The organism is Niabella digestorum (assembly GCF_036409055.1).
Taxonomy (GTDB): domain Bacteria; phylum Bacteroidota; class Bacteroidia; order Chitinophagales; family Chitinophagaceae; genus Niabella; species Niabella composti.
On the sequence record NZ_JAZGLY010000008.1, the window covers coordinates 99,743 to 115,481 of the forward strand.

Annotated in this window: 8 protein-coding genes; all 8 read right to left on the reverse strand. The window is 40.9% G+C overall.

Going from position 1 to position 15,739, the window contains the following annotated elements; translation table 11 throughout:
- Window positions 1-111: 111 nt before the first annotated feature.
- The 8 genes from V2H41_RS12525 to V2H41_RS12560 all read right to left on the reverse strand — a co-directional run bounded on the left by V2H41_RS12525 (window position 112) and on the right by V2H41_RS12560 (window position 15,554).
- The gene (locus tag V2H41_RS12525) at window positions 112-2,385 is read right to left on the reverse strand and encodes a GH92 family glycosyl hydrolase (protein WP_330975499.1); all 2,274 of its coding nucleotides are present in this window, start codon (window positions 2,383-2,385) and stop codon (window positions 112-114) included.
- 64 nt (window positions 2,386-2,449) lie between these two features.
- Window positions 2,450-3,160: a basic secretory protein-like protein gene (locus V2H41_RS12530; protein ID WP_330975500.1), complete on the reverse strand. Its 711-nt coding sequence runs from the start codon at window positions 3,158-3,160 to the stop codon at window positions 2,450-2,452.
- Between the two features lie 103 nt (window positions 3,161-3,263).
- Complete coding sequence (locus V2H41_RS12535) at window positions 3,264-4,685, reverse strand: glycoside hydrolase family 125 protein (protein ID WP_330975501.1); 1,422 nt, start codon at window positions 4,683-4,685, stop codon at window positions 3,264-3,266.
- A 298-nt stretch (window positions 4,686-4,983) separates the two neighbouring features.
- Window positions 4,984-7,254, reverse strand: coding sequence for a GH92 family glycosyl hydrolase (locus tag V2H41_RS12540; RefSeq protein ID WP_330975502.1), 2,271 nt, complete (start codon window positions 7,252-7,254; stop codon window positions 4,984-4,986).
- Between the two features lie 54 nt (window positions 7,255-7,308).
- Window positions 7,309-9,456 (reverse strand): type 1 glutamine amidotransferase family protein, encoded by a 2,148-nt coding sequence (locus V2H41_RS12545; protein WP_330975503.1) that lies wholly within the window; start codon window positions 9,454-9,456, stop codon window positions 7,309-7,311.
- Window positions 9,457-9,562: 106 nt separating this feature from the next.
- Window positions 9,563-10,543, reverse strand: coding sequence for a BT_3987 domain-containing protein (locus V2H41_RS12550; RefSeq protein WP_330975504.1), 981 nt, complete (start codon window positions 10,541-10,543; stop codon window positions 9,563-9,565).
- Window positions 10,544-10,588: 45 nt separating this feature from the next.
- Window positions 10,589-12,439 carry a RagB/SusD family nutrient uptake outer membrane protein gene (locus V2H41_RS12555; protein WP_330975505.1) on the reverse strand — a complete coding sequence of 617 codons (1,851 nt, stop codon included), beginning with the start codon at window positions 12,437-12,439 and terminating at the stop codon, window positions 10,589-10,591.
- Window positions 12,440-12,461: 22 nt separating this feature from the next.
- Window positions 12,462-15,554 (reverse strand): SusC/RagA family TonB-linked outer membrane protein, encoded by a 3,093-nt coding sequence (locus tag V2H41_RS12560; protein ID WP_330975506.1) that lies wholly within the window; start codon window positions 15,552-15,554, stop codon window positions 12,462-12,464.
- Window positions 15,555-15,739 lie beyond the last annotated feature (185 nt).

The following is a 15,739-nucleotide window of genomic DNA, read 5'->3' on the forward strand; positions in this document are numbered from 1 at the left end:
ACAGCATTCTTTCATTCAACTCATATGGCCTTACCTATCTTGCTTATTCGATTAAGCAAATATAGTTAAAAAAAATAAGTCACCCAATACTTCGGGTGACTTATCTACTTTTTAGGGCTGAAGACTCATTGAAAACGGGAAATCGCTTTTTTTAGTTCCCCTTTGCTTATTGGGTTGAGCACCTAGTTTAAATTCAATCGTTCCGCCCTTCTGCAATTCGAAATGCTCAAAATAGTTTTTAGTACTAATTTTTCCATTAATAGTAATCGACTGAACATATCGATTTTCAGGACTATTATTCGGCGCAACTATTTGAAGCTTCTTTCCATTTTCAAACGTAATCTCCGCTTTTTTAAATAGGGGTACACCGATTACATACTGGGTGCTTGCAGGGGTTACAGAATAGAATCCCAAAGCCGAAAATACATACCACGCAGAGGTTTGTCCATTATCCTCATCACCGCAGTATCCATCGGCATACGGAGTATACAATCTGTTCATCACCTCACGTACCCAATATTGTGTTTTCCAAGGTTGTCCAGCATAATTGTATAAGTATACCATATGCTGAATAGGCTGGTTCCCATGTGCATACTGTCCCATCCCCATTATCTGCATCTCACGCATCTCATGTATAATAGAGCGATAGTAGCTGTTGTCACCAAAGTCGGGCGGCATAATGAAAACAGAATCCAGCATCTGAACAAACATTTTATCACCGCCCATCAGCTGCTTTAGTCCTTCAATATCCTGAAATACGCTCCATGAATAATGCCAACTGTTACCCTCGGTATAAGCACCACCCCACGAATAAGGATTGAAGGACTTAGTAAAACTGCCATCCTCATTTTTGGGACGCATTAATAAAGTTTCGGGATCAAACAGCTTCTTATAATTCATAGCCCGCTCCTTATAAATTTGAATTTCAGAATCAGGCTTGCCTAGTGCTTTTCCCAATGCATAAATAGCATAATCGTCATAGGCATATTCGAGAGTACGTGCTACATTCTCATTAATCTTAACGTCGTTAGGTACATATCCTAGACGATTGTAGTACTCCACCCCTCTTCTGCCAGTTGCATGAGGTCCTTCATTATTGGCACCATGCTTCAATGCCTCCCACAAAGTTTCAATATCATATCCTCTCAAACCTTTCAGATAAGCATCGGCCACTACCGAAGCGGAATTATTACCTATCATAACGCCACGATAGCCTGGCGAAGACCATTCGGGCAACCAGCCTCCTTCTTTGTAATCACTGATTAACCCCTTCTGCATTTCTGTAGCAATTGAAGGATAAACGAAATGTAGGAATGGATATAAGGCACGGAAAGTATCCCAAAAACCTGTGCCAGCGAACTTATAACCAGGCTCTACTTTGCCGGTATAAGGACTATAGTGTACAATATTGCCGGTCGCATCTTTTTCATACATACGCAAGGGGAAGAACACCATACGATATAGACAAGAATAAAAAGTATGTAATTGTTCCTCACTACCTCCTGATACTCTTATTCTTCCCAAAATATCTTCCCATATTCTTTGTCCTTTATTTTTCACTTCTTCAAATCCCATCGAGGCAATCTCCCTTTTCAGATTCAGTTCAGCTTGCTCAAAACTGATAAAAGAAGAAGCAACTTTGGCATTGACTACATCCCCCCTTTTCAATCCCTTAAATCCGATAATGGCGCCTGCATGCTTGCTGCTTATTTCATCGCTATCGGTGAAATGATCCTCATCCCAAGTAGCTTTATAATCAAACTTTCTGTCAAACTGAATTACGAAAAAGTTTTTAAAATTCTCCGGAACACTTCCACTATTGCGCGTGCTGTAGCCAATAATCTTATTTTCTGAAGGAATAATCTTTACATAAGACCCCCTGTCTATGGCATCGATAATTACAAAAGCACTATCGGTTTTAGGGAAAGTGAAACGAAAACGAGCAGCTCTTTCCGTAGGAGTAATTTCAGTGGTTACATCATAATCCGCTAGGTATACTTTATAATAATGCGGTTTTGCAATCTCTGCTTTATGAGAAAACCAGCTAGCTCTATCTTGCTCTTTAAACTTTCTGCTCCCAGTAATAGGCATAATGGCAAAATAGCCGTAATCATTCATCCACGGCGAAGGTTGATGGGTTTGTTTAAAACCAACTATCTTGTCGTCCGTATATTTATATACCCATCCATCTCCCATTTTACCGGTTTGGGGTGTCCACAAATTCATCCCCCAAGGCAATCCAATTGCCGGATAAGTATTCCCATTCGATAATTCGAATTTCGACATGGTACCCATCAACGGGTTTACATAATCTACGAGTGATTGGGCTGTGGTTGTTATTGCCAACAGCGACGTGCAGATGACTGCTATAAACGTTTTCTTCATTGCGGTGTATATTTAAAAATCGTTTGCAGAACTTGTGTAATAATACAATGTACCGTTAAAACTATTATTGCGGTATTTTAGGATTATTAACGTATGCCTCCCAAAGCGCATCAATCGTTTTTCCTGTTTGTTGCTCCCAGATATCAGCCGTATAAGTGTGATCTCTTAAAGCTGCATCCAGGGTTTTTACAAATCCTTTTTTTACGTGCTTTTCAATCCATAATAAAAAACGTCCGGTAATTCTGTAACCATTGTCATATTTTTCATTTGGACGGGGACTATGCAGACTCCATTTTGCCGCCGCATTATTCACTCCATATACTTCGCGCACATAATCGGCAATCCCCTCGGTAAGCCACCAAGGTCCTACACTACGACCATAATTTTGTACAATGTGCATACCTTCGTGGGTGACTACATCAATATCCTCCGGATTGCTTTTAAACCATCCGGGATTGAAAACTACTACATTTCTTGCTGCAGCAGCCACACCATCATAAGCCGTATCAATTCGGAAGATTACGGTCTTGGCTGTTTGTGGATTAAATTCTTTGGCCAGACGAGGATAAGTTTTAAAAAAAGTTTCTTTTAGTCTTTTCTCTGTAATAGGATTAAAATCGCTTGCATTATTTTCAATGCAAAGAGTATACGCCCCCTCGGTATAGCATTTGGCATTAAGAGAGTCGCGCAATTGTCCTAACACATTATTATTAGTAGCTGATGTAAGACCTATTACCAACAATGCCACAGCTGATTTTACCAACTTTCTATTCATGTAATGAGTTCTAATATTTATAAACTATAATTGATGGTTTGGATTCTCTCCGAGCACAATACCATACAAAAGCATCAACACCCATTGGGTTACATCTTATTTTTTATACAAGCAAATGAGGTTTTTCACTGAAAGTCTTCCATAACAACTCTCCGAACAAAGTATTAGCCCATGCGAACCATTTACGTGTAAATTTTTCGGGATTATCTTTATGGAATGACTCATGCATAAATCCAGTACCCCCGTGCGTCTTTTGCAATACTTGAATGCATTGCTTGATTTCCAGATCATTTTTTGAGGTCAAAGCCTTCATGGTAATGCTCATTGGCCATATCATATCCAAACCAATATGTGGTCCTCCTATACCCTCTCCTGCACTGCCCTTAAAGAAAAACGGATTGCTATCAGACCATACATATTTTCTCGTATTCTGATAAATAGGATCTGCCGCCGACACTGCTCCCAAATAAGGTAAGGACAATAAACTAGGCACATTCGCATCATCCATCAACACATAACTTCCAAAACCGTTCACTTCATAAGCATACACTTTTCCGAACTTGGGATGTGTTGTAATAGCAAATTGTTGCAAAGCTGCCGATACTTCATCTGCCAATGCTTTAAGATCAGCCGCTAGTCGGGCATCTTTATGAATAGCACTTACCATTTCCGCCGCCTGACGTAAACTCACTACAGCAAAGAAATTGGAAGGAATCAGATAAGCGAAAATAGTTGCATCGTCACTAGGACGAAACATAGAACAAATAAGCCCATTGGGTTTGACGGGATATCCATACCCTCCCATAGGAACACCGTCTGTGGCCCAGGATGTTTTACGCTGAAAGCTGTAAGGGCCTAAACTATCTTTACGCTGCTGCTCTTTAAATGTTCTTAACGTTAAAGCTATTGCTTCTTTCCATTGCAAATCAAAAGGCGTGGTATCGCCTGTCTGTTTCCAGAAATGCCATGCCAAACGAATGGGATAACAGAGAGAGTCGATCTCCCATTTGCGTTCATGAACACCGGGCTTCATATCGGTTATATCAGAGTCTTTCCATTCACTCACCCGATTATCATCATTAAAGAAGGCGTTGGCGTAAGGATCTTTCAAGATAAAATGTACCTGCTTATTAATGACACCGGCAATCAGCTTATGAAGCTTTGTATCCTGCTTAGCAAATTGCAAATAAGGAAATACCTGTGCCGAGCTGTCGCGCAACCACATAGCATCAATATCACCGGTGATTACATAAGTATCCGGCTTACCATTCACCTCATTATAAAATACTGTGGTATCTAAAGTATTCGGGAAACAGTTGTTAAATAGCCAAGCCAATTCTTTATTCTTAACCTTCCTCTGAAATGCTTTGATGGCATTTTCAATAGCTTCACTTCTGAAATGTCGCTTCGATTCAGGAACCCGTACTACCGGAAAATCATTAGAAGGTTTCGCAAACGAAAATCCGCTTGCCACAAATCCTGCACCTAACAGGGCTGATTGTTGTAAAAAATCCTTACGATTCATGTATTTCAGTTTATAAAAAATATTTCATAAGCGCATTCCTCCACCGCAGTTATTCGATGCAAGCACTCGCGTTGTAATAGAACAATACAAACATATCACTAACCAACAATATACCTTTTCTTACTTCCCTACTTCACATTTAAAGCAAAATCGTTTTTGCCGTAAAGATAAATATTATGTAATAGCGACAAAATTTATATTTACAAAACGTAAACATTTTAACTACCTATCAATAAAAGGCTTATACAATCAAAAAAGCAGCCCTATCGGGCTGCTATCGAATATACAAAAAATTGCTTTAATTATTTCTCGAAACAGAAAACGGCAAATCTGCATCCTTAATACCCCTGTTATAGTTAGGCCGGGGCCCCATCGTCAAGTGCAATATCCCTCCTTTCACAATATCACTGTAAGTAATGTAATTCTTTGTATATGTGCGATTGTTCAATTTAGCACGCTGGATATATACATTCGTATCACTATTCTTATCTGCCTTTATTATAAACTTTTTACCGTCTTCCAGCGTAACGGTAATCTTCTTAAACATTGGACTGCCTAAAACATATTGATCAGTGCCCGGACATACGCTGTAAAAGCCCAAAGCACTGAGTACATACCAAGAGGAGGTTTGCCCCTGATCTTCATCGCCTGGATAACCATTTTCCGTAGCGTTATATAGCCGACGCATCACTTCCCGCACACGCAGCTGCGTTTTCCAAGGCTGGCGACCATAAGTGTATAAATAAGGCATATGCTGAATAGGCTGATTCCCGTGAGCATACTGCCCCATATTGGCTTTCACCATTTCCGTCATCTCATGAATCATAAAGCCGTAAGTACCCACTTTTACATCGTTAGGAACTGTAAACACCGAGTCCAACTTTGCACAAAACTGCTTGTCTCCTCCCATCAGTTGAATCAATCCGTTGATATCATGAAAAACAGACCATACCCAATGCCAGGCATTCCCTTCGGTAAAGGGGCCGCCCCACTCTACAGGATCAAAATCTGGTTTCCAATTACCTTTACTGTCTTTACCCTCCATAAACTTTGTAGCCGGATTAAAGACATTTTTATAGTTATACATTTTGGGGCCAAAGGCATCCATATATTTTCTACTATTCACAGCTTTTGCCAACTGATACCCACAGAAATCGTCATAAGCATACTCCAGCGTTTTTGCCGTAGCTTCTCTGTACTCGGGGTAAGGTACATAACCTAATGCATTATACTCCTTATAACCATCTCTACCATTTGCCGGCCCCCAAGGTCCTTTGTTATTAGCTTCATGATAATAAGCTTCTAAAGCGCGCTGCGGATCGAAAGTACGTACACCCTTTATCCAAGCATCGGCTAGTAATGAAATGGCATGATTACCAATCATACTGCCCTGCTCATTCGGAAAGCTCCATGAAGGCAGCCATCCGCATTGCTCCTGAGCATCCAATAATGCCTGCATATAACGACCATGCATAGTAGGGTACAAAATAATATTTAAGGGGAATTGCGCTCTAAATGTATCCCAGAAACCCGTATCGGTAAACATGTATCCGCTATGCACCTTGCCATCGTAAGGACTAAAATAATACGGCTTACCATTTTCATCTATCTCATAAAAAGCTCTGGAGAAAAGGCTAGCTCTGAAAAAACAAGAATAGAAAGTGGCTTTATCATCTTCCGAATCACCCTCCACCAATATTCTTTCCAGATGCTTGTTCCATATGGTTGCAGCCTTAGCTTTGGTAGCTTCTAGCGATGCATCACTACCTAGTTCTTTTTTTAAATTCAGCTGGGCTTGTGCTTCGCTGATATACGAGGAAGCTACCTTTACTTGAACCTTCGCGCCTTCTTTAAATTGAATATACGCACCCCGTCCCTTACCTTCAGCCTCTTTCGACCGCGGAGTTATCGTATTTTTCTCATTCTCCCAAGTACCGTAATCCTCAAAAGGTTGGTCGAAATAAGCCACAAAATAATTTTTCCATCCTTTTTGCATGCCCCTTCCATTATTCACATATCCGGTAATCATCTTTTGCTCCGGATAAATTTTCACTCCGCTGAGTCCTGTATACCCATCTAATACAAGATAACTAGTGTGTCCTTTAGGAAAAGTAAACCGCAAATGGGCACCGCGCTCCGAAGGTGATATTTCTACTACAAGTTGATTATCTAATGTCACTTTGTAATAATGAGGCTTTCCGATTTCATTATCATGACTAAAGCTTGTTGCACGCTGATCCTCGTTAACAACAAGCTTATCAATAACAGGCATAAAAGAAAATACTGCGTAATCATTACTCCAAGAGCTACACTGATGAGCTTGTTGAAACCCCCTAATAGTATTTTTAGTATACTGATATTTCCAGCCATCGCCATTCTTACCCGTTTGTGGTGTCCAAGTATTCATGGCAAATGGTAGTGCTACTGTAGGATAAGTATTTCCATGTGTTAACTCAAAACTAGAGTTGGTGCCCTGAAGCGTGTTGACATAACGTACTAAATTATGTGTTTGAGCAAAAACCGTCCATGACGATATCAATAGCAGCAATAAAAAACCCTTTTTAATCATTTCCTTTCTGATGAAACCGTTAAGAAATTAGTAAACCTGACGCTTTATAGCTTGTTACCAAGCTAGCGTAATCTTCACGCCTTCGCTATAATTAGGAAGACGTAGCAATAAAGTTTGGGAACGGGCATCCCATGCATTCGTAATTAAATTAAGAACCTCAGCACCTTTCAATGCTGATACAGATGTAGGTTTTCGAGGAAGTTTTATTCGCAGTGCATTAATAGTATTTGACGGGCTTTTAGCTATAAACGAGTAGCTATTTTTCGTGGTCGTTTCCTCATAAATACGCGATGCTGAAGCCAATACTTGTGGGGCATCGGAGCGAATCATGTTTAGATTCAGTAGAAACGCCTGTTCGCCCGGAGCTACTTCCTTAGTATCCAGTACGGGCAGCATAGGATTAAACAAATCAATTACAGGTCCTTTAATCTTCAATGATTGCTCATCATACTCATCCATTACCGCAGCAATAATGTACGCGCCCCTTTGAACTGTAAAATGATTTTTTAGTATTAGTTCTGCGTTGCCCGCATATTTTTCATAGGCTTCTTTTACTAAAGCGATATATTCCTGATCGCCTCCTGCCAGCATCACCAATTCCTTGGGATCTTGACGTTTCACACACACCATGCCCTTTCCAATTTTTATAAACTGTCCTGAAAAATGATTTTCATGAGAGAGTCCCAATTTGTGAAATAAATCTTCTGACGGAGCTTTATACTTCTTCCCTTTAGTATTCCACCAATCGTTCACACGTTGATAAGGATCATTGTCTCGTCCATAATACACCAATATACCACCCTGCTTCACCCAATCTGCTAAAGCTTTATGATAAGTTTCGCTCAAAGGCTTCATATTGGAATAGCTCATGATCAACACTCGAATGTCTTTTAATGCATTTTCATGCGTTAGATTTTCCATATGCACAATCTCAACCGGCACTCCTCTTTTGAGAAGCGGCATAGCCATTCCATAAAAATTAGACAATTGAGGATCTTCGTATCCTTCGTGGGTAGGGAATCGCTGAAACATCATAGAGTTGGATACCAACACTCCTATCCCCTGACTTCCGCTGACTTTATTAGTCGAAATGGGCATTGTGTTCAGCGCATTCACCATTACCTGCATCTGTGTTGCATAATCAGGTGAGATAGGTTGCCTTTCATTGCTATTTTCTACCGGAAATCTTCCTCGATAAATACGATCAGGCCAAGGCATTACTTCATAATCTGCAACCGAGGGATATAAGAGTTTAGCAGTAAAAGTAGCCTGATAGTTTCTCTTATAATCATCCCATGTGCGAGATCTATCTTCAATGGGATCTGTTAAAAGGAAAATTTTCTTTCCCGTGGGCTGAATCATAGATATCATACTTCCATACTCCAGAAAAGCATTCTCAAACACTCTTTCCCTATTAACCCCATTAAAATATACGGGTTCTCTTGAAGTTCCGGTCCATACCTGGGCGATATAACCATCCACATCTTTTATAGAAGCTAAACTTGCTTCGGGACTTACAATACTCCAAGCAGAGTAATTCAATAAGGAATGGGTGGGCACATAACAAGCAACCTCTTTACCCTGCTTTTTACTATATTCTTTTACAAATGCAAAGCATTCTTTCAAAGCATTATAGTAAAGCTGGTACTTAAGTTTGGATGATAGCCAAGTTGCATTAGGAGATTCATGCTGAGGCATCCAATCAAATCCATAGTGCTTCTTCCATTCCTTTTTAAAAGCTTCACTGTAACCAGCACGAGCCCAAAATTCCGGCTCCTCGAGATGTATAGCCGTCACCCCGGCATCAATAGCCCGCTTTAGATGTGTTTTTAAATAGGCAATAAACCCTGCAGAAGGAACGATATACGGAACATTTTTCCCATGCCATATCGTATCACCGTTACGATTAACCTGGCCTTCATCCAAATGATTCTTGCCATCATAATGCCCTAAGAAATAATCCTGATACTGTCCCCAGGCTACACCGGTCATAAAGTGAACCTGGTACCCCTTATCGCGCCAGCCTTTAACCCTTTCTTCAAAATGGCCACCCGCATCATTAACACCGTAGACAATAGCAATATCGGAGCGTACATCATAAACTTCGCTCCAGGGAGCAGCTATCTGAAATGCTGTTTTTTCTTGAGCAAAACTGCTTGTCCAAAGAATAAGAGCTAGGATATTTAAAATGAGTTTTTTCATTTACTACTGCTGATAGTGGAACAATCGTTAAATATGGTAAAAATAAGACTTGCCGCTCCATAGGAGAAAAGCAAGTCTTATCCTTCCATTCATGATCGGGAATCTATTAATAGAACTGCAACAAACGCCATTCGGCCATCTGGAATAATGTAGCCCCCATATTACGAGTTACCTTCAATCGATAATGTCTGTAACTACCGGGGTTTTCAATATTGAAGCGACGCGTAAACTTCCTGTCAGGGAAAGCTTCATCTATTCTTGTATCCAGCACCGTCCAGTTAGTGCCATCATTAGATCCCAATAGTTGCCAGTCGCGTGGATCGCGTTCTACAGCATCATTAGCAGAGGTCATATCATAGGCATCAATGAACTTCGGTTCGCTGAATGAAAGCTGCATCCAGAATTCAGAGTGATAATCAAAACTCAAGAACTTAGTATCCACACTACCATCAACCAGCTTAGGAGACCCCTCTGCCGAACCGGCCCCGTTGCGGTTTTCATCACTTACTGTTAAAGTAGCCTCAGAAGTAAAGTCTTTTACTCGTGTCAGCAAAGTATCCAGCCTGAAATAAGTAACGGATAGTGAACTATCAGTTGTTCCATCAGATACACTTACAATTCTTATGGGAAGCATGTACTTGTATCCAAACTGGAGTTTCTTGCCTTCAATCTCTATAGCAAGTGGTTCGGAAGTTTTCTTACCTGCTTTGATAACGGTTTCCAAGCCAGTGAGATTATAAGTACTATCGGGAAACAGATGATATCTGTAACTCAAATGAGAGTTAAGTTCGTTGTACCAATCTACATAGGCAGGATCCACTTCGAACTTTACTGTAATATCGCTTGGTGCTCCATTGAACCCCGCATAATAAGCTCCGAATGTAACTTTCTGCGGATCATCCATTTTATAGAGCGTCATAACGGATTTATCTTGATATGCTTGTGGCATATATATGGTTCCTTCCTGAGGAGAAACTAGATCATCATTTTTAACACAGGCCGACAAAAGAGATGTGGCTAATGCCAAGGCTGTCAAACCTTTTATATTAAACAGTCTGGCCTTTTCTATATAGTTATTTGATTTCATGTTCTTTGTTTTTTACGCTTCAGACTTTGTTGAATAATCTGATTATTACCAACCAGGATTTTGCACCAGATATTTATCCTTTAAGATTTCATCGTGCGGAATAGGCCATAAGTAATCTCTTGGCAAGAATCTTCTCTTTTGCACCAACACTCTTTCATAAAAGTCATCTCCATCAGCAAAAGTATTCATACCATATACATCAGCACCCATGGTTTCCTCGGCAATCAACCATCTGCGTACATCGAAGTAACGTACGTTTTCAAATGCCAACTCAATCTGACGCTCGTGTCTTATAATCTCTCTTATACCCGATTGTGTTGTAGGAGCTTCAATTTGACCTGGTCCGCTACCATATCCTGGCAGCCCGGCTCTTTCTCTTATCATGTTGAGGTATTTTAGAATATCGGGATGACCGGGTTCTACTTCATTTAAGGCCTCAGCGTAGTCAAGATAAATCTGTGCGAGTCTTAAATATACCCATCCCCTGCTGGCCGAACCGGTAGTAGCAAGTTGCTTTCTTACAATATATCCGGTAGAAGTTACATCCCAAGTACTCTGACTTCTTCCGGAGTTACCGCTCTTTTCAAATACAGGAATCACTTCGACATCGCCAGCTTGATTTTGCCAGTAGCTTCTGTTGTAGGTAATCCCTACGTAAAAACGGGCTTCTCTGTTTACCCATTGATTGAATGTACGTCTTTCCCTTACATCATAAGGAGACTTAAAATCTGAAAAACCAGAGCTTACGTATCCTGAAAGCGGATTAGTAATACGCAATCCGTTTCTCATTTCATAAGCATCCACCATAGATTGGTTTACCGACAAGAAACCGGCTCCTTTAGCAACAGATGAGGAATAGCCCACCAATTTAGGTGTAATATCATACCAGTAATCTCCGGTACTTGACATCGGACGTCCAAAAATCCATTCGTCGTTCCAATCTGTAACAATTACATTTTTACAAGACTTGTAAGCTGCAACCCAAGGATCGGGATCAGACTCACGGTATAGCGTATAGGTAAGTCCATCGAACTCCTCTAGAAATTCTCTTGCAGCATTTACAGCACGCACCCATTTATTAGGATCGTAAGTTTGGCTTACCAGCTGAGTACCATCGTGATTCTTCAAACTTGCTAAACGGGTGTTACCGTTAAATAGCGGGCTTGCAGCCAGCATTAACACCTGTAATTTATATGCCTTACAAACACCTGATGTGACACGACCATATTCTACCACGTTGTTATAAGTAAGCGGTTTATCATGACGCTGTCCGGTACCTTGCACAGACTGTTTAATCTCCATATAAGCCGAGTCTAATTGCTCTACTACATAATCAACACACTCATCAAACGGACGGCGCGCAAAGAATATCTCATCTCCTGTGCCATCCACAGGCACTTCATTATCCAAAATAATGATAGGTCCATATAAGCGCATCATCCAGAAATAGAAGATAGCACGCATAGCTCTAGCTTCTCCTTTGTAGTGCAATTTGATCATGTCACTTACTTCTGCAGGGTTGGCGTTATCTATTTTCTTGATAAAGTCTGTAGCGGTTCTTACCGGTTTGTACCAGTTGATCCAAAACGTACCCCCTGCCGTATTATCCCATGTACTTTGGTTCATAGAGTTGGACATAACCCAAGATAGAGACCAATAGTTGGCCTCATCAGAGGCGCCTGTATAAGGTCCGGCGTAGTTGCTGGGGGCAAACCGACAACTAAATTCATCAGGCATGTTCGTATATACCTGTGCCAGATAAGCCCTTGTATTTACTAAGGACTTAAAGATGTCTTCTTCCTTGAGTACATCATCAGGAACCTGATCCAGGAACTTGCTGCATGATGCAAGGAATAAACTCAGAACGGCTGTTATCAATAAAATTCGGTTTCTCATTTTATATAATATTTTCAATGTATTAGAAATTAGCCTGTATACCTAATGATAAGTTTCTTGTGTTGGGATAAGTATTACCGTCACCGGTATTCATTTCCGGATCCCACAGCTTAAACTTGCTCCAGTAAAGCAGATTTACACCGGAAAAGTAGATGCGTGCATTTTTCAAACCGATGCTCTTTAAAGTTCCATTAGGTAAATTATATCCAAAATCCACAGTTTTTAATCTTATGAAATCAATATCCCGCACCCACCAGGTACTAGGCACATTGTTATTGGCAGAAGCCACGCTACCAAAAGCCAGACGAGGATAGAATGGATTAGCCTTTGGATTATCTTCTGTCCATCTGTCGGTTACGATAGCATATACGTTACCATCGTTTCCATCACCAGAGAAAGGTGCACGTGCAATACCGCTTAAGGTTCGGTAGGCACCACTAATTCCTTGGAAAAAGGCACTCAGATAAAAACGTCCTAAGGTGAAATTAAATCCAAAACCATATACCAGATCGGGAACATCGCCACGGCTAATCTTGGTCTGGTCATAAGCATTGATCACACCATCGCCGTTCAAATCTTTATACTTTAAGTCCCCCACTCTGGGATTACCCAAATAGGACTGATCGGGGCTATTATCAATTTCTTCCTGACTTTGGAAAATTCCTTCAGCTACATAACCAAACTGTGCCAGAATGTTCTGTCCTCTTCTTTCTTGATAAGGGTCCGCATAAGGCGCCTGTCTGTTTTCCACCAGTCGGTCTCTATTGTAAGAGAAAGTTCCTCTAAAGGATATTGTCGATTTAAGACCCAACTGAATGGGTTGCAATTCAACAGTACCATCGAAACCCGATGCATCTACAATACCATAGTTTCCAATAGGATTGTATTGCAAGCCTGCATATCCCGGAAAATCAGCGCGGGTAAGGAATACACCAGTACGATGAGATCTGAAATAATCAAGAACAAACGAAAGCTTGTTGTTCAGAATATTAAATTCCAAACCTAAATCCTGAGTATGTGAAGTAGCCCAGCTTACATCTGCTCCATATTGAGAAATATTAATACCTGAAACACTTGTACTGCTACCAGGTTTACCATAAGTAATACCGCGTGCATTTGTGGTAATCAGCGTTAAATAACCGAAACGCAATCCGGTTCCGGGGGCACCGGCAATACCATTCGAATAACGGATTTTGAAGAACTGGAAAATATTAGATAAAGGTTCGAAGAATTTCTCTTTAGATAATACCCAACCCACACCCACAGAAGGGAAGAAACCAAATCTGCGTGAAGGTGCATAATCTTCCGAACCGTTATACCCCACGTTGAATTCGGCAAAATACTTCTGACGGAAAGAATAGGTAGCTTTCCCGGCATAGTTTTGCTGACGGTGAGGAATAAAGTCAGTCCAAGAGCTGGTAAATGGATAAATCTGACTCAACTGATTATACACCAGCATGGAATAAATATGGTGATCATTAAAATGTCTATCGTAAATCGCCTGTGCCTGTAAGGTAAACTGGCGGTTAGCATAGTTAGACGTACTAAAGTCTAAGTTATCAGAACCCGTAAGCATTTGTTCCAGATTCAGGCTGCCGTCCGGCTTATAAGGCTGAGCCTGATTCAGATAATAAAGCGTTCTAGATCGTCTTCTGCTATGGGAAGACTCATTATATAAGTCGAATGAGTACATGGCATTCACCGACAAACCTTTTACCCAAAAACTCAAATCCTGTGTAATGCTGGCATTAGAGTTCAGCTTAGAGGTAAACCTATTGGTATATCCGGTTTGCGTTACTGCAGCCCAAGGGTTAGGAGAAGGAGTACTACCATAAGCAATACCCGCTACTAAGTTTCCGGGGTACATAGGCGGATAGAACACGGGGCTTGCATTCATTGCCTGACTAAATGCTTGTGTAGCTCCGGCCCCTGGTTGATTATAATCGGTTATATAACCACTAATGCCCAGATAGAACTTAGTAGTCTTCGTCCAATTCATATCGATATTGGAAGTAAAATTGTATCGTTGAAAACGCGTATTGGCATCGTAGGTTACTGCAGGATCGGTTCTCAACAACGCATCTTCTGAATAGTAAGCAAGCGAAGTATAAAAGCGTGTGTTTTCCGTACCACCCGATGCGCTAAAGTTAAATCGACGATTAGGAGCTACATCCTTAAACAGAAGATCTAACCAATCCACATTGGGATAAACGTATGGATTGGCTGTTCCGGATAAGGTGCTATCGATATAAGCCTGAGAAAATTGAGGTGCATATCCTGCCGCAATCATAGCCTCATTCTTAAGCTCCATATAGGTCTTAGCATCGGCCATCTTTTGCACTTTGGTAAACATGGTAATACCTTCGTTATAGTTAAACATAAGGTTTACCTTACCAGATTTACCTCTCTTAGTGTTGATAAGAATTACACCATTCGCACCTAAAGATCCATATACGGCAGTAGCCGCCGCATCCTTGAGGATGGTAAAGGACGAGATGTCTTCCGGATCCACACTGTTCAAATCACGACCCTGAATACCATCGATGATCACCAGTGCACCACTAGCATTTCCACCAAATGTCTGAATACCCCTAATCCAGATATCGGCAGAGTTACTACCCGGCAAACCCGAACGTTGTACGCCTACCAACCCAGCGATACGACCAGACAGCATAGTACTGAGATTTGCTACAGGATGTTTCAGCTCTTCTGCCTTTACTGTAGACTGAGCACCTACCAGACTAATTTTCTTCTGCTGGCCATAACCCACCACTACTACATCTTCCAAACTTCCCGCCACAGCTTCGAGCGTAATGTTTTCTACAATTCTCTCCGAAAAAACCCAGCGATGCGTAATATAACCCACATGCGAGGCAGTAAGTGTATCGCCTTTTGATGCAGCTATTTCATAATACCCGTTAGCATCGGTAAGGCTGGTGACACCGGTTCGCAGGTTTTGAATGGTAACACCTGACATAACCGCATTTAACTTATCCCTTACAGTACCTGAAACAACGATCGATTCTGAATCAGATACTTGAGCAATAAGGAACAGAGGTACAAATAATGACACTAGCAAAGCGAGCGCCAGCTTCTGTTTGATTAAAAAGTGCATACGACAAGTTATTATTGTTTACTCCTTAAATGGTTATTTGAAAGCGAACAGAATACACCACCCTGTACTATAAAGCAACGGCTTTACTCGCACACTAAAAGCAAAATGCCACGCCAGCAGCTTATAATATTTCTCAAAATGTCATTTGAGCGATAGATTAATTTGGGCTCAATCAATCTTGGTTT

Coding starts and splice junctions, on each gene's coding strand:
- V2H41_RS12525 (WP_330975499.1), bottom strand. CDS start 2,385: ATGAAGAAAACGTTTATAGCAGTCATCTGCACGTCGCTGTTGGCAATA.
- V2H41_RS12530 (WP_330975500.1), bottom strand. CDS start 3,160: ATGAATAGAAAGTTGGTAAAATCAGCTGTGGCATTGTTGGTAATAGGT.
- V2H41_RS12535 (WP_330975501.1), bottom strand. CDS start 4,685: ATGAATCGTAAGGATTTTTTACAACAATCAGCCCTGTTAGGTGCAGGA.
- V2H41_RS12540 (WP_330975502.1), bottom strand. CDS start 7,254: ATGATTAAAAAGGGTTTTTTATTGCTGCTATTGATATCGTCATGGACG.
- V2H41_RS12545 (WP_330975503.1), bottom strand. CDS start 9,456: ATGAAAAAACTCATTTTAAATATCCTAGCTCTTATTCTTTGGACAAGC.
- V2H41_RS12550 (WP_330975504.1), bottom strand. CDS start 10,543: ATGAAATCAAATAACTATATAGAAAAGGCCAGACTGTTTAATATAAAA.
- V2H41_RS12555 (WP_330975505.1), bottom strand. CDS start 12,439: ATGAGAAACCGAATTTTATTGATAACAGCCGTTCTGAGTTTATTCCTT.
- V2H41_RS12560 (WP_330975506.1), bottom strand. CDS start 15,554: ATGCACTTTTTAATCAAACAGAAGCTGGCGCTCGCTTTGCTAGTGTCA.